This is a genomic window from Nocardia aurea (genome assembly GCF_003123685.1).
GTDB classification, from domain to species: Bacteria; Actinomycetota; Actinomycetes; order Mycobacteriales; family Mycobacteriaceae; genus Nocardia; species Nocardia aurea.
This window is the reverse complement of record NZ_QCYJ01000020.1, coordinates 105508-123509: the sequence shown is the minus strand read 5'-3', so window position 1 is coordinate 123509 and position 18002 is coordinate 105508. Positions and strand designations below refer to the sequence as shown.

21 protein-coding genes and 1 tRNA gene are annotated in these 18002 nt (G+C 65.6%); 13 read left to right on the top strand and 9 right to left on the bottom strand.

Features of this window, described 5'->3' with window-relative positions; genetic code table 11:
• Positions 1–49 precede the first annotated feature (49 nt).
• The 3 genes from DAT37_RS44790 to DAT37_RS05665 are packed head-to-tail and all read left to right on the top strand — an operon-like array spanning position 50 to position 1857.
• Complete coding sequence (locus DAT37_RS44790; RefSeq protein ID WP_408637371.1) at positions 50–385, top strand: PDGLE domain-containing protein; 336 nt, start codon at positions 50–52, stop codon at positions 383–385.
• Entirely contained in the window at positions 386–1147 is a 762-nt protein-coding gene (gene cbiQ, locus DAT37_RS05670; RefSeq protein ID WP_109523630.1) for a cobalt ECF transporter T component CbiQ, read from the top strand.
• Positions 1132–1857 (top strand): energy-coupling factor ABC transporter ATP-binding protein, encoded by a 726-nt coding sequence (locus DAT37_RS05665; RefSeq protein WP_109523957.1) that lies wholly within the window; start codon positions 1132–1134, stop codon positions 1855–1857. Before cbiQ ends, DAT37_RS05665 begins: the two co-directional genes overlap by 16 nt.
• Before the next feature lie 139 nt (positions 1858–1996).
• On the opposite strand, the gene DAT37_RS05660 is transcribed toward DAT37_RS05665, so the two are convergent.
• Positions 1997–2524, bottom strand: a complete 528-nt coding sequence (locus DAT37_RS05660) for an AAA family ATPase (RefSeq protein ID WP_109523629.1) — start codon at positions 2522–2524, stop codon at positions 1997–1999.
• Here DAT37_RS05660 and DAT37_RS05655 point away from each other — a divergent pair.
• Positions 2523–2729, top strand: coding sequence for a D-arabinono-1,4-lactone oxidase (locus DAT37_RS05655; RefSeq protein WP_109523628.1), 207 nt, complete (start codon positions 2523–2525; stop codon positions 2727–2729). The two genes, DAT37_RS05660 and DAT37_RS05655, sit on opposite strands and share 2 nt — an antisense overlap.
• A 177-nt stretch (positions 2730–2906) precedes the next feature.
• Positions 2907–3923, top strand: coding sequence for a YdcF family protein (locus tag DAT37_RS05650; protein WP_109523627.1), 1017 nt, complete (start codon positions 2907–2909; stop codon positions 3921–3923).
• On the opposite strand, the gene DAT37_RS05645 is transcribed toward DAT37_RS05650, so the two are convergent.
• Positions 3917–4657 (bottom strand): glucose 1-dehydrogenase, encoded by a 741-nt coding sequence (locus DAT37_RS05645; protein WP_109523626.1) that lies wholly within the window; start codon positions 4655–4657, stop codon positions 3917–3919. The two genes, DAT37_RS05650 and DAT37_RS05645, sit on opposite strands and share 7 nt — an antisense overlap.
• A 140-nt stretch (positions 4658–4797) precedes the next feature.
• On the bottom strand, positions 4798–6195 hold the full coding sequence (locus DAT37_RS05640) for a WS/DGAT/MGAT family O-acyltransferase (RefSeq protein ID WP_109523625.1): 1398 nt from the start codon (positions 6193–6195) through the stop codon (positions 4798–4800).
• A 270-nt stretch (positions 6196–6465) separates the two neighbouring features.
• On the opposite strand from DAT37_RS05640, the gene DAT37_RS05635 reads away from it, so the two are divergent.
• The 3 genes from DAT37_RS05635 to DAT37_RS05625 are packed head-to-tail and all read left to right on the top strand — an operon-like array spanning position 6466 to position 10275.
• The gene (locus DAT37_RS05635) at positions 6466–7362 is read left to right on the top strand and encodes a metal-dependent hydrolase (protein ID WP_109523624.1); all 897 of its coding nucleotides are present in this window, start codon (positions 6466–6468) and stop codon (positions 7360–7362) included.
• Positions 7356–8462, top strand: a complete 1107-nt coding sequence (locus tag DAT37_RS05630; RefSeq protein ID WP_109523956.1) for a PDR/VanB family oxidoreductase — start codon at positions 7356–7358, stop codon at positions 8460–8462. The genes DAT37_RS05635 and DAT37_RS05630 overlap by 7 nt, the downstream gene beginning before the upstream one ends.
• 40 nt (positions 8463–8502) lie before the next feature.
• Positions 8503–10275: an SDR family oxidoreductase gene (locus DAT37_RS05625; RefSeq protein WP_109523623.1), complete on the top strand. Its 1773-nt coding sequence runs from the start codon at positions 8503–8505 to the stop codon at positions 10273–10275.
• Here DAT37_RS05625 and DAT37_RS05620 read toward each other — a convergent pair.
• Positions 10272–10799 (bottom strand): glycine-rich domain-containing protein, encoded by a 528-nt coding sequence (locus DAT37_RS05620; RefSeq protein WP_198654110.1) that lies wholly within the window; start codon positions 10797–10799, stop codon positions 10272–10274. The genes DAT37_RS05625 and DAT37_RS05620 overlap by 4 nt on opposite strands.
• Before the next feature lie 86 nt (positions 10800–10885).
• On the opposite strand from DAT37_RS05620, the gene DAT37_RS05615 reads away from it, so the two are divergent.
• The 3 genes from DAT37_RS05615 to DAT37_RS43870 all read left to right on the top strand — a co-directional run bounded on the left by DAT37_RS05615 (position 10886) and on the right by DAT37_RS43870 (position 12628).
• Positions 10886–11284 (top strand): hypothetical protein, encoded by a 399-nt coding sequence (locus tag DAT37_RS05615; RefSeq protein ID WP_109523621.1) that lies wholly within the window; start codon positions 10886–10888, stop codon positions 11282–11284.
• Positions 11285–11396: 112 nt separating this feature from the next.
• The gene (locus DAT37_RS05610; RefSeq protein ID WP_109523620.1) at positions 11397–12392 is read left to right on the top strand and encodes a zinc-binding dehydrogenase; all 996 of its coding nucleotides are present in this window, start codon (positions 11397–11399) and stop codon (positions 12390–12392) included.
• A gap of 68 nt (positions 12393–12460) precedes the next feature.
• Positions 12461–12628: a hypothetical protein gene (locus DAT37_RS43870; protein WP_157978303.1), complete on the top strand. Its 168-nt coding sequence runs from the start codon at positions 12461–12463 to the stop codon at positions 12626–12628.
• Positions 12629–12634: 6 nt separating this feature from the next.
• Here the strand turns inward: DAT37_RS43870 and DAT37_RS05605 are convergent, their stop codons facing one another.
• On the bottom strand, positions 12635–13066 hold the full coding sequence (locus DAT37_RS05605) for a nitroreductase family deazaflavin-dependent oxidoreductase (protein ID WP_109523619.1): 432 nt from the start codon (positions 13064–13066) through the stop codon (positions 12635–12637).
• Between the two features lie 122 nt (positions 13067–13188).
• On the opposite strand from DAT37_RS05605, the gene DAT37_RS05600 reads away from it, so the two are divergent.
• Positions 13189–13262, top strand: a tRNA-Ile gene (locus DAT37_RS05600).
• A 189-nt stretch (positions 13263–13451) separates the two neighbouring features.
• Here the strand turns inward: DAT37_RS05600 and DAT37_RS05595 are convergent.
• Positions 13452–14474, bottom strand: a complete 1023-nt coding sequence (locus DAT37_RS05595) for a tyrosine-type recombinase/integrase (RefSeq protein WP_157978302.1) — start codon at positions 14472–14474, stop codon at positions 13452–13454.
• Between the two features lie 415 nt (positions 14475–14889).
• On the opposite strand from DAT37_RS05595, the gene DAT37_RS43865 reads away from it, so the two are divergent.
• The gene (locus DAT37_RS43865; RefSeq protein WP_157978301.1) at positions 14890–15483 is read left to right on the top strand and encodes a hypothetical protein; all 594 of its coding nucleotides are present in this window, start codon (positions 14890–14892) and stop codon (positions 15481–15483) included.
• Positions 15484–15892: 409 nt separating this feature from the next.
• Here the strand turns inward: DAT37_RS43865 and DAT37_RS05590 are convergent, their stop codons facing one another.
• The 3 genes from DAT37_RS05590 to DAT37_RS05580 form a co-directional block, all read right to left on the bottom strand.
• Positions 15893–16354: an SLATT domain-containing protein gene (locus DAT37_RS05590; RefSeq protein ID WP_109523617.1), complete on the bottom strand. Its 462-nt coding sequence runs from the start codon at positions 16352–16354 to the stop codon at positions 15893–15895.
• A gap of 214 nt (positions 16355–16568) precedes the next feature.
• The gene (locus DAT37_RS05585) at positions 16569–17447 is read right to left on the bottom strand and encodes a hypothetical protein (protein WP_157978300.1); all 879 of its coding nucleotides are present in this window, start codon (positions 17445–17447) and stop codon (positions 16569–16571) included.
• A gap of 152 nt (positions 17448–17599) precedes the next feature.
• Entirely contained in the window at positions 17600–17989 is a 390-nt protein-coding gene (locus DAT37_RS05580; protein ID WP_157978299.1) for a helix-turn-helix domain-containing protein, read from the bottom strand.
• Positions 17990–18002 lie beyond the last annotated feature (13 nt).

The following is an 18002-nucleotide window of genomic DNA, read 5'->3' as shown; positions in this document are numbered from 1 at the left end:
GCTGTCGACGAACGGATTCCTGTTCGGTTTCGCCGCCGTCGCCCTGCTCGTGGCGGGGGTGCTGTCCTACGCGGCGAGTTCGCACCCCGACGGCTTGGACGCCACCACGCAACGAGGGTGCACGGTGGTCGAGGTCGGCGGAGCAGAGGAATTGCGCGGCGAATGCATCGCGCGGAACGCCCGGGATCACGCGCTGGCGCATTCGCCGCTGGCCGACTACACCGTCGACGGTGACGACCGGCTCACCGGCATCGCGGGCGTGCTCGGTGTGGCCGCGGCCTTCGCCGCGCTGTTCGCGGTGGTGCGCGTCATCAGGGCGGGCAACAGCCGACGCGCCACGAGCGTCTCGCCCGGATCGAGCCTGCCCGAACCGGAGTCGACCTAGGTGACCACCGTCAGCCACCGGCTGTACCTGCCCGGCAGCTCGCCGGTGCACCGCGTTCCGGCCGAAGTGAAGATCGTGTGCGCCGTCGTCGCGGTCTTCGCCGTGGTCGCCACACCGCGCGAGCTGTTCTGGCCGTTCGCGGTCTACGTGGCCGGATTGTTCGCGCTGTGGCGGTCGGCGGGAATCCCGCTCCGCTGGATCGCCCCGCGACTGCTGATCGAACTGCCGTTCGTCGTGCTCGCGGTCCTGCTTCCGTTCGCGGCGGGGGAGCCGAGAACGACCTTTCTCGGCATATCGCTGTCGACCACCGGCCTCTACGCCGCCTGGGGAATCATCGCGAAAGGCACCGTCGGAGTGGCGATATCACTGACCTTGGCGGCCACCACGAATATCAGGGAGCTGCCGGGCGGGCTCAGCCGACTGCGCGTGCCAGCCATGGTCGTCACGATCGTGGTGCTCATGCTGCGATACGTGGACGTGATCGCCGACGAGGCCGCCCGCATGCGCCTGGCCAGGATCTCGCGCGGCGACGACCCGCGCACGATCCGCCAGATAGGCGCGACCGCACGCGGTGTCGGAAGCCTGTTCCTGCGGTCCTACGAACGCGGCGAACGCGTCCATCTGGCGATGCTTTCGCGCGGATTCACCGGCGTCATCACCGAATTCGGCACCGAACCGGCGACCAGGAGACAGTGGTCATTCGGCGTCACGCCCGCCGTCGCGGCGATCTGTGTCTGCGCCTGCGCGTGGGTGCTGCGGTGACCGAGCCCGCGGCCGTGCGCCTGGTCGGCCTGACCTACGCCTATCCCGACGGCACGGGCGCGCTGCACGGGGTGGACCTCGATATCGGCGCGGGAGAACGCGTCGCGGTGCTCGGACCCAACGGCGCGGGCAAATCCACGCTGATGCTGCACCTCAACGGCGTGCTCACCGCGACATCGGGTGAAGTGCACATCGGTGCGGTCCGCCTCGATCGGACGACGGTGCGCGTCATCCGCCAGCGCGTCGGAGTCGTCTTCCAGGATCCCGACGATCAACTGTTCATGCCCACCGTCGAACAGGATGTCGCCTTCGGTCCGGCCAACTTCGGCCTGCGCGGCGAAATACTCTCCGAAAGTGTGCGTTTCGCCCTCGACGCGGTCGGGATGTCGGACCGTGCCGATCGTTCCCCGGCCCGGCTCTCGCTGGGCGAACGCCGCCGTGCCGCACTCGCCACCGTCCTGGCATGTCGCCCCGAGGTACTCGTCCTCGACGAACCGGCGGCCAACCTGGATCCGGTGGCGCGCCGCGAACTCGCCGACATCCTGCTCGCCCTCCCGACCACCCTGGTCCTGGTCACCCACGACCTGCCGTACGCGCAGCGCGTCTGCGACCGCGCGGTCGTTCTCGACGCGGGCCGCGTCGTGGCCGACGGACCCATCGACAAGATCCTCGGCGACGAGGAGTTGCTGGCAGCACATCGGCTGAGTTGAGATCGGGCGGTCGTTCTGGATGCGGTTCGCGTCGTGGCCGACGTGCCCGTCGGCAAGATTCTCGGCGACGAGGGGTTGTCGGCCGCGCATCGCTCGACCCGAACGGGTCCCGGCGCGCTGCGCTGACGTCATCGCCCGATCAGGAAGACCATGGCCGCGCCTGCTCGAGGATTCGATCGACGGTCTCCGCGACGGACAGATCGGTCGTATCCAGCCACAGACCCAGCCGCGGTGTGCCCTCGCGCAGCGCGCTGTCGAGCGCTTCGACCGTGAAGGTGCCGTAGGCGGACTTGTCCCGCGCGGCTTCACGCGCCGCGACGGCGGAGGGTCGCGGCGCGAGCACGACGACGTAGAGCGGCCTGGTCCGAATGAGTCCGATGGTGAACGGCAGGAACTCACCGAGCACGACATCCTGCAACACCGCCGTGAACCCGGCCTCGGCGTACTCGTCGGCGGTACGCGCCGCCAACCGGTGCCGCAACCGCAACTGCTCGACCGCTTCGGCGCTCGGATCCCCCGACATCTCCGCCCGTCCACCGACCACGAAACGCCGGAAGACATCCCCGCGCACATGCGCCGACCGCGGCAAGCGCTCGGCCAGCGCCTGCGCGACGGTGGATTTCCCTGCGGCCTGTATGCCGGTGATCAGATAGACGGCTGCGGACATCCACCGATCCTCTCGAGTCCCGGACCCGCCCGGCCACCCATTTTCCGGACTCCATTTCGCCCGGGACTCCCGCACGGAGACGATCAGCGCGATGTATCCGCGGCTGGACGAATGGCGCGCGGTGCGTGACGCCGTCGACCCGGAGCGGGTATTCGCCTCGGGGCGGTTGCGATTGGTCGAGGATCGGTCGGCGGTGTTCGCCTGAGGGCATGAACGGTGGGGTACGGCCTGCGCGGACAATCGCGGCGGGAATTCGCGGGAACCTGTCGTCGGGGGTGGTGAATGCCTGCACAGGCCGGGGCATGTCACGCGATGAACCCGTCCGTTGCCGAACCCCACCTCCACCCGGTGCCCGCGCTGACACCCCGCGTACCGTGGCGAGGTGATATTGCTCGCCATCGGCCTGGTCATGTTCGGTGTGTTCGCGGCGCGGTTCCATACCGATCGGCGTCGGCTCGGCAATGGCGTCTTCCTGCTACTCGGAGCGCTCTTCGCGGGGGTGTCGCTGGTGACCGCGGCGGGTGAGGGGATGCTGCGGTTGCTGGCGGTGGTGATGATCGTTCTCTCGCCGGTGGCGGTGTTGACGTTGGCGGGGCTGCTGGTCGGCAACGGTGTGCAGATGGTGGCCCGTGAGGGGGTGCGCATTCCGAATGTGCTGTCGCTCGGTGCGGGGCTCGTACTCTTGGTTCCCTATGTTCTCCTCGTGACAGCCGTTGTCGCCGAGAGTATTTGGATCGCGGTCGGCGCGGCGTCGGTCACCCTGGCGATCGGCTATTTCGGCCTGTCGCTGATCGCCTTCCTGGTCTACGCCTTCCTCTACGGACGGCTCGGCTACCAGCCGGGTATGGACGCCATCGTCGTGCACGGCGCGGGTCTGGACGGCGGACGGGTGCCGCCGTTGCTCGCGTCGCGTCTGGATCGCGCGCTCGCCGTCTTCCGCGCCGAATTCGATTCGGGCAGAAGCCCCGTGGTGGTGACCAGCGGTGGGAAGGGGCCGGACGAGGAGGTTTCCGAAGCGCTCGCCATGTCGACATACCTGGTCGACAACGGTCTGCCTCCGGAGGCGGTCGTGCACGAGGATCGGTCGACCAATACCAACGAGAACCTGCTGTTCACCAAGGAGTTGCTGAACGATCGAGGTGGGAGCACGCGAATGGTGCTGGTCACCAGCAATTTCCATATCCTGCGCACCGCGATCCTGGCCCGCAGACTCGAACTGGACGCGGAGGTCGTCGGCGCGCGCACCGCGTACTACTACCTGCCCAGCGCCGTCCTGCGTGAATTCGTCGGGCTGATCGTCGAATACAAGTGGATCAATACGACCGCGTGCCTGGCCCTGCTGGCGCTACCGCCCCTCGTGGTCCTGACGGTCGGAGTTCCCTGGGTGTCGGCTCACTGACTCTTGTGCGGCACGCCGACGGTGAGACCACCGTCGATGACGAATTCCGAACCCGTCGAATACGAGGATTCGTCCGATGCCAGGAAGGTGACCAGGGCCGACACCTCGGACGGATCGGCCGCCCGGGCCAACGGGATCTGGAGGAAGTCCGGCGGAATCCCCTCGGTCATGGGGGTGCTGATGAATCCGGGATGCACCGAGTTGACGCGAATCCCGTACTGGGCCAATTCGAGTGCCGCGGATTTCGTGAGTCCGCGCACCGCGAATTTGGTAGCCGTGTAGCCGTGCAGGCCGGGACTGCCGCGCATCCCTTCGATCGAGGAGATATTGACGATCGATCCGCCGCGTGCCTCGATCATGCCCGATGCCACCGCTTGCATACCGAGAAAGGTGCCGGTCAGGTTGATATCGAGGATGCGCTGCCATTCGGAGAGTTCGAAATCGACCAGCAGGTTCCCGTTGACGATGCCGGCATTGTTCACCAGCACATTCGGCGCGCCGAAACGACGGGTGGTTTCGGCGACGGCATCGAGCCACTGCTGTTTGTCGCGCACATCGAGGTGGACGTAGGCGGCGTTGTCGCCGAGTTTCTCGGCCAACGCGGCGCCCTCGTCGTCGAGGATATCGCCCAGCACCACGCGGGCGTCGTGACCGATCATCGCCTCGGCGTGCGCCGCGCCCATACCGCGGGCCGCACCGCTGATCAATGCCACCTTGCCGGTCAATCGCCCCATCGCGAACCTCCGTCGGTCTGTCTCGAACGTACTTCTGTAACACGTTACAGATATGCCGCGTGCGGAGGGGGCATCCGTGCCGTTCGCCGGGCGACGTTGCCCGGGTGTCCGACGGCGGTGGCGGACAAGTCGGCGCGCGCCTACGACGATTCGGCTGCCGCGACGAGCAATTCGTCGATCACGTCGGGTACCGCGTCGGCGAGCGCGCCGATATCGGGAACCAGTTCCCGGCATCCGATGAAACCGAAATCGAGATTCCCGTTGTTGGACAGCACGGTGACGGTGAGCCCCGCGCCGTGGAAGACCGGTCCGAACGGATACATGCCCTCCACCTTCAGTCCGAGGAAGTACAGGGGCATCGGCGGTCCCGGCACATTCGAGACGACCAGGTTGTGCACGACCGGGTGGAATTCGGCCAGTCGCAGCGCGGAATACATCCGCGCCGCCAGTTGGAACGTGTTCGGCGGCGCGTATTCCGACCAGTCCTGGAGGAAATCCGCGCCGATCATCTCGTGTTCGCTCTTGGCGTGCCGATTCGCCGCCGATACCGCGCGCAACCGTTCGGCGTGATCGTCGATTTCGGTGCCGAGTTCGGCGAACAGCGAGGACACCTTGTTGATGCCCTCGGAATGCCGGGACTTGTCGTGGACCGACACCGGGACCGAGGCGATGAGCGAGCGATCGGGCAACTCGTCGTGTTTATCCAGGTAGGTGCGCAGGATGCCGCCGATCACCGTCATCACGACATCGTTGACCGTCACCCCGAACGCCTTCTTGATCCTTTTGACGGAATCGAGATCCGATTCGACGAACGCGACGGCGCGGTCCGGGCCGATGGCCTTGTTGAAGGGGGCGCGGGGCGCGGTCAGCGGCAGGGCCATGCCCTGCTCGTTGTTGCGCCGCCGCCGCGCGAAACCGGCGAGCATGCCGAGGGTTTTCGGCACCATGCCGACGACTCCCGCCCGTCCGGGAAAGCGAACGACGGCGTCGGCCAGCAGTTTCCACGTCGCGGGCTGCGGTTCGGCCTCCCATTTCTCGGTCGGCACGGCCCGGTCGGCGTCGGGTTCGGTATCGCACAGCTGCATCAGCATGTCGGCGCCGGTGATGCCGTCGACGGTGGCGTGGTGATATTTGCAGAGCACCGCGATCCTGCCGTGCTCCAACCCTTCGATGACGTGCATCTCCCACAGCGGACGTTCGCGATCCAGCGGCGTGCTCGCGATCTCGCCGACCGTGTCGGCCAATTCGTCCTTGCCGCCGGGAGCCGCGATCTGCCAGCGGTGGAGGTGATCGCCCAGATCGAATTCGGGGTCTTCCACCCACACCGGATGGTCCAGGTTGAGCGGGACCTCACGCATGCGGCGGCGCATCTGCGGGATCAGGGGAAGCCTTCGGTCGAGGTGTTCGCGGAATGCGTCGAAGGAGTACGCGGTGCCGTCCGTGGCCGGATCGAGTAGCAGCAGTGCGCAGATGTGCAGGTGCTGGGTTTCGGTCTCGAGGTAGAGGAAGCTGGCATCCAATCCGGTTAATCGTTCCATAGCGAAATCCTACTAGAACGTGTTCTAGTTTTGGGTCGAACGGGTGGGTGATCGATCACAGTGAGCGGGCTCGATTTCTCACTATGTGATTACCCTCTCGCAACGGCTCCAATCCGTATGAGTTGCGATATCGAGTCGCGACGATATGTGTGTTACTTGCAGTTCTATATATGCGTATGATCGTTGATACAGTCACGCGGCGAGACGCAGTGTCGCGATCGTGACCGCCGGTGCGGTCGCCGCGTGGATGGGTGAGATCGAGGAGTACCGATGAAGCTACTTCGCTGGGGTGAGCAGCGGCCGGAGACCGATCCCGGTGAGGTCGCCCTGCACGCGCGCAACGTCCGGTTCGACTGGTCGGATACCCCGCTGCACTGGATGCCGTCCGAACCGATCGCGTCGCACCTGATCAACGCGCTGAACCTGCTGCTGCCCGAGGGCGAGCGCATGTTCTGCGCCGCCTATTCCGAGGCGCTGCCGTACGTGAAGGACGACAAACTCCGCGAAGCGATGCTCGGCTTCATCGGCCAGGAATCCATGCACGCCGAAACGCACGACAGGGTGCTGCGCGAGGTGTTCGCCGCCAACGGCATCGATCCACTGCCGTATGTGCGCCAAGCCGAATACCTCTTCCGCAAGACCTTGGGTTCGAGTGACGTCGACGGTGCGGTGGGGGACCAGCAACTCGTGGAGCGGCTCGCGATCATCGCCTGCCTCGAGCATTTCTTCGCCTACCTCGGCGACTGGATACTCAATGCCGACCTGGAGAAATTCGACGCCGACCCGCGGGTGGCCGATCTGTTCCGCTGGCACGGCGCGGAAGAAGTCGAACATCGCCACGTCGCGCACGACGTCGCGGTGTATTTCGGCGCGGGCTACCTGCGGCGCGCGGCGGTCATGAGCCTGGTCTTCCCCGTTTTCCTGACCCTGGTCGTGCGCGGCACCAAATTCATGGTCCATCAGGATCCGGCGCTGCCCGACCTCGGCTACCCGCGCCTGCTCACCCGCGTCTTCGGCGCCATGTGGCGGGGCGCGCTGCCCGGCATGCCCTCACTGCTGCGCAGCGCGCTGTCGACCTTCGAACCCGGCTACAACCCGGAATCGGTGGGTTCGACCGCCCAGGCCGTCGCCTATCTCGCGGCATCACCCGCGGCCCGGGCATCGTGAGCACGCGGCCCGTCCCCGAACAGCTGCCGACCGATCTGTTCGGCAGACGCGAGCGTGACCGAGCGGTGCGCGTGCTCGACGCCGTCGCGACGGCGCGGCTGAAATGGACGACGATCGTCAACCGCCGTGAGGTCGGAACGCCCGAACGCGACCGCAGGCAGGCCCTCGTGGTGACCGACCGCAGGATCGAGGCCCGCGACCAGGACGTCGTCAGCCTGCGCCTGGAATCCCCCGATCGCGGGGAACTGCCGCGCTGGCGACCCGGCGCGCACCTCGATCTGGAACTGCCCTCGGGGCGGCTCCGCCAGTACTCCCTGTGCGGTGACCCGGCCGACCGGCACGGCTACCGGATCGCCGTGCGCCGCATCCCCGAGGGCGGCGGCGGGTCGGTCGAAGTCCACGACCACGTGACGCCCGGCACACCCCTCGTCGTGCGCGGACCGCGCAACGCCTTCCCGTTCGCGGTCCCCGGATACGGATCACCATCCACCAGAGTGCATTTCGTCGCCGGTGGCATCGGCATCACCCCGATCCTGCCGATGGCACGCCTGGCTCGACGGCTCGGCCTCGACTGGTCCATGGTGTACACCGGCCGCAGTCGCGACACCATTCCGTTCCTGGACGAGATCGCCGGATTCGGCACCGGGGTGACGATCAGGACCGACGACGAGCACGGACTACCCGACGCGGCGGCACTGCTCCCCGGCGTCGACGCCACGACCGCCGTCTACTGCTGCGGGCCGACCCCGATGACCACGGCCGTCGCCGCCGCGCTCCGCGACCGGCGTGTCGAACTGCATTCCGAGCGGTTCTCGCCGCCGCCGATCGTCGACGGGCACCCCTTCGAGATCGAAATCGCCTCCACCGGTGAGGTATTCGACGTCGCCGCGGACCGCTCCGCGCTCGACGCGATCCTGGAGCGTCGCCCGGATCGGCCGTACTCGTGCCGTCAGGGCTTCTGCCGCACCTGCAAGGTGCGCATACTGGCGGGTGAACCGGAACACCGCGAATCCGTACTCACCGCGGCCGAGCACGCCGCGGGTGAAATGCTCGTCTGCGTGTCGCGCGCCGAGGGTGGGCGTTTGGTGCTCGACCTGTGACGACATCGGCGCACACCACGGGAATCAGGAGATAACCGCAATGACGACAACCGATATCGACGGGGCGGTCACCGAACGGGTCGTGCGCAACGACGGATTCGAGATCGCCGCCTACGAGTACGGTGACCCGGCCGCGGAAACCGTGGTCTTGGTGCACGGATGGCCCGATACCCACCACCTCTGGGACGCGGTGGTGCCGCTGCTGGCCGAGCGCTTCCACGTCGTCACCTACGACACCAGGGGACACGGGCGATCCACCCGCACCGACCGCGCCGCCGACTACCGTCTCGAGGCGCTCGCCTCCGATTTCTTCGCCGTCGCCGACGCGGTCAGCCCGGACCGTCCGGTTCACGTCCTCGCCCACGACTGGGGCTCGATCCAGGTGTGGGAAGCCGTCTGCGAACCCGGCGCCGACGCGCGGGTCGCCTCGTTCACCTCGGTATCGGGTCCGAACCTCGATCATCTCGGAAAGTGGGTGCGCGCCAAGCTCTCTCGGCCGACCCCGCGCAACCTGTGGCAGCCGTTCACCCAACTGCTGTCCTCGGGCTACACCGTCTTCTCCATGACACCGGGACTCGATCGGATCTTCCGCGTGGTCGCGCAGGAGAATCGCTGGCAGCGGATCGTCTCGATCATGAACGACACCCCGGCCGCGAACATCTCCCTCGGCCCGACCTTCCGGCGCGACGCGATCGAGGGCCTGCTCATCTATCGGGCCAACATCCTGCCGCGCATGCTCGCCCCGCGTGAGCGTAGGACCGAGGTGCCGGTGCAGTTGATCGTCGCCGGTCGTGACGTCGCGATCCGGCCCGCGGGCTACGACGACGCGCACAAGTGGGTGTCACGGCTGTGGCGTCGCGACGTGCCCGCCGGACACTGGATGCCGTTCTCCCATCCGGAACTGCTCGCGACCGCGACGACCGAACTGATCGACGCCATCCGCGACGGCGTCACGCCAAGGGGCCTTCGCCGCGCCGAAACCGACGGCGACAAAAAACGTTTCGAAGACCAACTGGTCGTCATCACCGGAGCGGGCAGCGGAATCGGTCGCGAGACCGCGCGAGCCTTCGCCCGCCGCGGCGCCGAGATCGTGCTCTCCGATATCAACCTCGACGCCGCGAAGGAAACCGCGGAACTGATCGTCGCCGAGGGCGGGACGGCGCACGCCTACCAGCTCGATGTCGCCGACGAGGAGCAGGTGCGTGCACACGCGAGCGAGGTCGGCACGGTGCACGGCGTGCCCGACATCCTGATCAACAACGCGGGCATCGGCCAGGCCGGCGGATTCTTCGACACACCGTCCGCCGAATTCGACCGGGTCATGCGGATCAACCTCGGCGGCGTGGTGAACGGCTGCCGGGCTTTCGGCGCCGCGATGTCGGCCAGGGGACTCGGCGGACATATCGTCAACGTGTCGAGCATGGCCGCCTACAGCCCGCAACAGGGCTTCAGCGCGTACTCGACCAGCAAGTCGGCGGTATTCATGTTCTCGGACTGCCTGCGCACGGAACTGGCCGGGCGCGGGATATCGGTGCACACCGTCTGCCCCGGAGTCGTACATACCAATATCGTCTCGACCACCACGTTCTCCGGCGTCAGCGCCGAGGAGGAGAAGCGCAGACAGGCCCGCTACGACGATCTGTACCGCAGACGGCGCTACACACCGGACAAGGTCGCCGAACAGATCGTGCGCGCCGTCGAACGCGACCGCAGCATCGTCCCGATCACCCCCGAGGCCCGGCTGCAACTCCAGATCAGCCGCTTCGCGCCCGCCGCGTTCCGGTTCGTCGCCGCGCGGGTGAAACTCACCTAGTCGACGGCGGACGAGCGCCCGAGTTCCGCCTCGATCGCGGCCACCCGTCGCGCGTCGACTCCCCACGGGTGATCGACGCCGACCCGGCGGTCCAGATCCCACAGCACACAGTCCTCGCCCGGTTTCGCCACCAGCGACCAGGCCACCACCGTGCGGCCGAGTTGTTCGGTCATCGAGCCGTTGGACCCGCCCGAGGGCGCGCCGGAGACGACGAAATCGTCGCCGTCGGGGAAATGGTGCAGGAAACGCCCGTAGGCGGCCGTGCAGAAGGCCCCGTACCGCTGCGTGCACAGGATCAGCCCGTGCCACGCCTCGTCCACCGCGTGCGACGGCATGCCGACCACCTGGCCGTCGCGCATCGCCGCGCCGCAGCAGCGCAGCCATTGACGCAATCCGGTCTCGACCAGCTCCCGAGGCTGCCACGGGCAGGTCTTGAAGACCGCTTCGGGGAGTTCGAGTGCCGCCACAGCCCGATCGACCTCGCCCAGATCGATCCGGCGCCGCTCTCTGGTTCGAAAAAGCACCACGACTCACTGTACGGCGGCGCGGGCGCGCCGCAGCGGGATCGGCCACACGGGACGTCGAGAGCGAACGCGGTTACCATTCCGGCATGGTGCTGGTTCTCGTCATCTTGGTGATCGCGCTGCTGCTGGTCGGCGGCATCATCGCCTTCGTCGTCTACATGATCAACCATGCGACCGGGCAGTTCCGCGACGGCGCGGCACGCTTCGGAGCCGGGCACGGTCCCTGGTCGGCGAGCGGTTCGGGTGTCGAATTCGACTCCGGCTCCGGCACATTCTGGGGCGGCTCGGGTGACAACTGGACCGGTGGGCATCACGGCGGACACCACGACGGACACCACCACGGGTGCGGCGGCGGCGGCAGCTCGAGCAGTTGCGGCGGGGGGAGCGGCAGTAGCTGTAGCGGCGGTAGCAGCAGCTCGTGCGGTGGCGGCGGCAGTAGCAGCTGTGGTGGCGGCAGCAGCAGTAGTTGCGGTGGCGGATCCTGATCCGACCGCACGTTTCGCGCCGAGCGAAATCCGCCCGTAGCGTTTGACCTCGAGTCCGCTTCAGGTTCCATGCTGGTCGTTGTCAGCGACAAGGAATCGTAGGAGGCAGACCATGCGGGCAGTCCACGTGACGCAATTCGGCGGACCGGAAGTACTCGAGGTACGCGAGGTGCCGGAACCGGTCGCCGCGGCCGGAGAGGTGATCGTCGCCGTCGTCGCGGCCGACGTGATGTTCCTCGACGCCCGACTGCGAAGTGGTTGGGGCACCGAATATTTCGCGGTCGAACCACCGTACGTCCCCGGCGGAGCGATAGCCGGTGTCGTCACCGAGGTCGGCCCCGACGTCGACCCGTCGTGGATCGGCAAACGCGTCGCCACCGCGACGGCCGCCAGCGGAATCGGCGGCGGACTTCCGATCGGCGGCTACGCCGAACGCGCGGCGGCCAAGGCGCGCACCCTGATCGAAATCCCCGAACCACTCACCTTCGCCCAAGCCGTCGCGTTGACCCACGACGGCAAGACCGCTCTGGCGATATTCGACCGGGCGGCACCGCGACCGGGCGAATGGGTACTGATCACCGCGGCAGGCGGCGGCCTCGGCACCCTGCTCATCCAATTCGTCCGCGTCGCGGGCGCCCACGTCATCGCCGCCGCCCGAGGTTCGGCCAAACTGCAACTCGCCGAACGCCTCGGCGCCGACGTCGTCGTCGACTACTCCGAGCCCGACTGGATCGACAAGACCCGCGCCGCCACCGGCGGTTCCGAGGTGAACATCGTGCTCGACGGCGCGGGCGGCGCACTCGGCGCGAAAGCCACCGACGTGCTCGCCGACGGCGGCCGGTTCATCGGATACGGTTCCGCCGCAGGAAATTTCGCCGACCTGGATCGAGACGCCCTGGCCGCCCGCCGAATCGTCGCACTCGGCCTGTTCGACATCACCGGCGACGACACCGACTGGCACGCGCTCGCCGAACGCGCACAGTCCGCCGTCGCCGCGGGGGAGGTCGAAGTGGTCATCGGCCAGACCTACCCCCTCGACCGCGCGACCGACGCGCACACCGCCATCGACGATCGAACCGCGTTGGGACGCACCCTGTTGACAAACTGAGCACCCCCGATTTTGTGACCTGTCATCGAGATTCCCTGCGGCAGTTCGGCGACCGTTAATGTGCGTCGGTGCACACACTGATCGTATTCGCCGTGATCATCGCCGTACTCATCCTGGTCTTCGCCGTCGTCCGCTACGCGAGCAAACCCCCGAGCGACGTAAACCATTGGGAACGAACAAATCCCGCCGACCGTGCCGACTACGGCTACGACCACCCCCGCGGCGTCGGCCGCTGAAATCGCTCAGCGCGCCGGCGTCAGCACCACCACCGCGATCGGTCGTTTCGTCCGCTTCTGATACTCCGTGTACCGCCCCTGATTGACCTCGTCCACGATCCGCCACCGTCGCTCGTAATCCGGATCATCGGGATACGTCGCCCGCGCCGTCACCGTGATCCTGCTCGTCCCGACCTGAATCTCGCACAGCGGCTCGGCCTTCACGTTCGCCAACCACCCCGGCGGCCGCGGCGACCCACCATTCGACGCCGTCACCAGATAATCGTCCCCGTCCCGCCCGTACGTCAGCGCCGACGTACGGTCGACCCCCGTCTTCCGCCCCACCGTCCGCAACAACAACGTCGGATTACCGAACAGCACCCGATGCCCCACCACCCCCCGGCTGTGCTCGTACACCCACTGATGCGCCTTCAACACATTCACGAACACGCCACCCATGACCCCGGCCCTCCAGATTCGTCGAGGATACCGCGCCACCCTATCCACTCCCCGGTATCCGAGTGGTGCACGCCCCGCCGGAGCCGGTAGCATCCCCACCGCCGCGATAGCATCGCGGAAGAGGGGCGGTAGCTCAGTCGGTTAGAGCCGTGGACTCATAATCCATTGGTCGCGGGTTCGAGCCCCGCCCGCCCCACAAACAGCCTGGTCACAGGCTTGTAGCCTGCCTGTGTATCGGGTGAAAACCGCCCAGGTCGTCATTTACTCGTCATTTTCAACTGGAATCTTCTTGTTGGTCGTGGCGCAGCTTCCGCTGGTCAGGGGGCGAATCAGCGGAAGCCGACGGTTTGCCACGTGGTTGTTCTTCGGCGGTGTTCGGATGTGTTCAGTCGGTCTGCGCGGTGGGGTTGCGTTCCTCGGGTAGGGCGAAGGCGTCGAACCGGTTCCGTGCGTCCGGGCCGCGGTGAGTGCGTTGGACGTAGTGGCGGCGGGTGACCTCTTCGGTGTTGCCCAGTTGTGCGGCGGCTACGCCGATGTCGGATTGTCCGCCGTCGGCGTCCTCGGACAGTGTCGTGCCGACGGTCTTGCGTGCGGTGTGGGGGTTCTGCGGGACGTCGGTGACTCCGATGCGGTCGAGTGCTCGTTTCATCTGTTTGCGGGCGTTGCGTGGGTCGCGCAGGGTACCCAGGGCCGACGGGAACACCAGATCCTCGGGTTGGTGGGGGAGGAGGTCACGGCGGGCGATCAATCGCGCGACAGCCCAGTCCGGTAGCAGGAGGCGGCGTTTACCGTTCGGGCCGCCCTTGGGGTGTGGCTGGACGATCAGGCCGCCGTCCTTGACGCGGATGACCGTTCCTTCGGCGAGCACGGTGGGTTTGGGGGAGTCTAGATCGAAGTGCTTCCACCGCAACGCCATCGCCTCGCCGATGCGGCATCCGGTGGCCAGCAGGAAGTCCACCAGGTCGGCGATACCGTTGGCGAGGGCACGCTTGTCGGTGTGGAGGCCCGCGCGGATGCTGTGGACCTCGTCGAGTGACCAGGCGACTACCGGTTTGTCCTCGACCTTGATCGCCGCGAGAAGTTTGACGATATTGCCCGCGCTGGCACCGTATCGGCTTGCCAGCGTCCACATCCCGGACAGGCAGGTCTTGGCGAGTTTGGCTGTCGGCTTCCCGACCTCGTCGGAGATGTCTTCGAGTGTCGCCTCCAGCGTTTGGGTGGTGCACTCACCGATGGTCAGTTTGCCGATCCGTGGAGCGAGGTGCAGTTCCAGGATCTCGGTGTACCGACGTTTGGTGTTCGCGGCCAGTTTGGACTTCTCGACCTTCGCTTTCCATTGCTCGATGAGTCGGTCGACGAGCGTGTCCGCGGTGATCTCGGACTTCGACGGCGTCACCCGCCTGTTCAATTTCTCCTGGAGTGCTGCGATCGCTCGGGGGCGGGATCTTCCTGTGGCGGTCACACGGCGGAGCGCGCCGTCCAGGTCCCGGAACCTCGTGATCGCCTCGTAGGCAACCGGTTTACCGGCCGAGTAGCGGGTGATCGTGACGGTTATTTTTCCGTGCGTTCCCGGTTTGACTCTTTCGCGGGGCATCAGGCGCGCCCGCCATCCGGGCGCGCGTCGACGCTGTTGTTCATTTGTACTCCCGTAGATATCCAATTCCGGGGGCTAGCCGGAGTCTTCATGCTCAATTCTACGGGGCACCAACGAGACTCGGATTTCTGGTAGCGTCCGATGTGTGGGTTCACGAGTCGGTTCGAAGCGGTAAGACGTGGATTTACTGCCGCAGTTGTAGTGTTGAGATTCGTCAGGTGGCGTCGGCGTGACGCCCTGGCTGAAGGTCCATGCAGGCAAGGGGTTTCAGATGTACGGCGTGCTGATCATTGCGCAGTCCGCAGGAAGCATGAATCCGCAATGGTGGGCTCAACCCGTCGCGACAGTCGCTGCGGCCATTATTGCTCTGTTGGCGGCGTGGATCGCCTGGCGAAACGTGACTCGGCAGTTGGGCAACGAACGACAGAAGGAGCGTCGGGCGGAACGGTTGGCGGCGGCCGTCGAAGCCGTCGAAGCTATACGCGAAGGTCTGTTCAATGTGCGGCAGCGAAAGGCTGCTGGGCAGCGGGATCGGAAGCTTCGAACCGACGCAACCCAAGAGGCGAGGAGCGACTGGCATAAGCAAGCCGCGTCTCGGCATGCTCGAATCGAAATTGCCAGAGCTCGACTTCAGCTCCTCGGCATGAGCGGTACGCAGTCCGCTTTTGAAAAGGCGCGTCTCGCATTGAATAGCTATTCGCAGCAAGGTGGCCACGATTCGGACCTATTCGATGCAGCCGAGGTGGCCATCCGTGGCTTAACCGATGTGCTGGCATCGGAATTCAGAAGTCTGCCGGAAGCGGGATCATCTCAGAATTCGTAGTGTTAGATGTGGCCCATACTTCTGATCGGACAGGTGCCGGTGATCGGTACCCGGTTGCGGCGACAGCTACGACATAAATATCCTGCGGTGCTGTGCGGCTACCAGGTGAGGACGGCGCTGGAGATCGCACGTTATCGCGGCGCACCATAGAATGGTATTCCCGCAGCGGCTGTGCCGCACTGCGTCGCTGGTCGGTGCGAGTTCGTCGCCGTTGAGTTTCATGCGTTCAGCCCTAGAATGTGCATCGTCGTGCTATTCGATGCTTTTGACGTTCGAGTGTGGCCGTGGCGACGAATTTCGCTGTCGCCACGCTCGGGGCCGCCGGATATCGCCCGTCATTTCAGTTCGGATCCGGGAATGCGTGGAACTGTGGGTGAGCGCGTTGCCGGAACGGCGAGACCGGTGGGTGTCAGCGCTCGGAGTGTTCGCGGAGGCTGATCCAGCTGGTACCCAGCTGCTCCCAGATTCGCTGGTACTCGTCGAAGGTTTCGCGGACTCGTTGGGGGTCGAGTTGGTCGGAGGCGGTTGTGGCGACGTAGAACGCCAACTCATCCCTGAGACGATTGAATCGATACGAAGCCTTCTCCATGGCAACCCACAGGGGACGCCATGCGAAGAATGGCTCGAGTGCGCTGAACGCCGTAACAACGGCCACCAACGCGAAGGCGGTGCCGGTCCATGGATCGAGGTTTTGCAGGCCGAGGATGATCGTCGACGCGGCAGAGAAGGCGACCAGTGATACGCGCAGGACCACGGCTCGCCACCGGAATCCGTGCTTGCGGCGTCGAGTGTAGGCGTGACCAGCGTCGATCTGAGCGCGGACATAGGCCGCGAGTTCCAAAGGTGTTAAGCCAGAAGGTAAGTCGCTCACCGGATGACAATAGCGGGTAGTGACTGGTCACGCTTGCCGCATTTCTCGGTGCCCGGTCGGCGGGATTGCGGGGCCGATGCGGTGGGCGGCATCCGCAACGCTCCGCGCCGCGGCGGCCATCTCACATTCGACGGCAGGCGTCCTGAGCGCCGCGCGTGGGTAGCAACAAGGGGGTGATGGACCGACTTCTCGCCCCGCTGGTTGCCCTATGTGATCAACTTCCTGTGACGCTGGATTCCAAGTATTTTCTGGCTATTGTTCTCAGCTCTTCGAATTCGGACATTCGAGAATTTAGCTCAGCCTCGTTTCTCGAGTAACGAGTCGCTATTATTCCGCCAGCGGGACTGCTTTCGATTCTGCCGTAGAATAAGTTATCTACAATCGCGCAGTCGACACGCAGGACAGGAGGGACCAGGTCCGCCTCGACCTCGTACACGCGTACGCCCATGCGAACTTGTTCGTCCATAGTCTCGATCAGATTGTCGTTCCGTTGAGAGTGGATGAATATTCTTTCGATGGTGACGCCGCGGGCGAGGGCCTCTTTTTGGGCATTGAGGTATTGTTCGTAACCGCCCAGCTCGCGAAATGTAACTCTGTCGACTCCTTGTAGCGCCACTCCGTGTAGGCTGCGCTTTGCCCGGCTGATCGCGTCGTCCAGCGATCCAAAGTCGTACTGCGCGGACGTGAAGGTGCCACCCGCCAATACCGACAGATCGTTCTGACATTGGGTGACTATCCTGCTGGCGCGGGCCAGGAAAATTGGATTCGCAATCGTGTTTGTTGCGCCGGATTCGCTGGTCACTGCTTCGATTGAACGCAATATGTCCAGTACTCGTCTGCTGTAATCCGGGCGATTCATGGCCACGGAAGAAATCTCGCCCATCTCGGCGAGGGCATGGCGAAGTCGAGTGTTACGCACTAGCACTTCTGCTTGCAACGACAGAACAGCCCCGATCAGGCCTACTACAAAGCTTATTTCTCCTGAAATGCCGAGCAAGTGGCTGGCGATTGCCGCTGCGAGGGATAACGCCAATCCGATAGCTGTCGCAGTATACTCTGGCGGCACCGTCGGTCGACTATTTTCCGGTGACATGCATCCCCCTGAACTCGGCCAATAGTTCGCTAGGCAATCAGAAATCGGTCACCGTGCCGATGGTCGGGGCGATCCGCCTCCTGTTGTCTCGATCGAATTATGGCACATCAGGGGCTGTCGTAAGGTGCGTCCGATGGCGCGATTCAAGTCGCTCAGTCGTCGGAGATGACCATGATTCCGGTGGTCTGAATCCTGAGCGGGGGGCGGGGATGACGGTTGGTCACGGCCAGGGCGCGGATGAGTTCGTTGACGAGTCGGCGTTGTTCGCGGCCGAGGATCCCGGATTCCGGTGCGGGGACGAATGGTTCGACCATCTCGAGGTAGAGACCTGCCCAGTGGGCGACGTCGCGGACGTCGAGGCGGAGCGCGTCGGCGACGGCGCGGATGGTCTCGAGTGAGGTCTGGTGTTCGGGGTCGTCGATGAGTCGGGCGACGGTGGTGGCGTGGATTCCGGCGGCGTCGGCGAGTTCGTTGCGGCTGGTGAGGCCGACTGCGGCCATCGCCGAGGCCCAGGGTTCGGGGACAGCGCGCTTGCGTGGCATGTCCACACTGTAG

Coding starts and splice junctions, on each gene's coding strand:
- DAT37_RS05585 (WP_157978300.1), bottom strand. CDS start 17,447: ATGTCACCGGAAAATAGTCGACCGACGGTGCCGCCAGAGTATACTGCG.
- DAT37_RS05635 (WP_109523624.1), top strand. CDS start 6,466: ATGAAGCTACTTCGCTGGGGTGAGCAGCGGCCGGAGACCGATCCCGGT.
- DAT37_RS05605 (WP_109523619.1), bottom strand. CDS start 13,066: ATGGGTGGCGTGTTCGTGAATGTGTTGAAGGCGCATCAGTGGGTGTAC.
- DAT37_RS05645 (WP_109523626.1), bottom strand. CDS start 4,657: ATGGGGCGATTGACCGGCAAGGTGGCATTGATCAGCGGTGCGGCCCGC.
- DAT37_RS05660 (WP_109523629.1), bottom strand. CDS start 2,524: ATGTCCGCAGCCGTCTATCTGATCACCGGCATACAGGCCGCAGGGAAA.
- DAT37_RS05610 (WP_109523620.1), top strand. CDS start 11,397: ATGCGGGCAGTCCACGTGACGCAATTCGGCGGACCGGAAGTACTCGAG.
- DAT37_RS05615 (WP_109523621.1), top strand. CDS start 10,886: ATGGTGCTGGTTCTCGTCATCTTGGTGATCGCGCTGCTGCTGGTCGGC.
- DAT37_RS05580 (WP_157978299.1), bottom strand. CDS start 17,989: ATGCCACGCAAGCGCGCTGTCCCCGAACCCTGGGCCTCGGCGATGGCC.
- DAT37_RS05625 (WP_109523623.1), top strand. CDS start 8,503: ATGACGACAACCGATATCGACGGGGCGGTCACCGAACGGGTCGTGCGC.
- DAT37_RS05640 (WP_109523625.1), bottom strand. CDS start 6,195: ATGGAACGATTAACCGGATTGGATGCCAGCTTCCTCTACCTCGAGACC.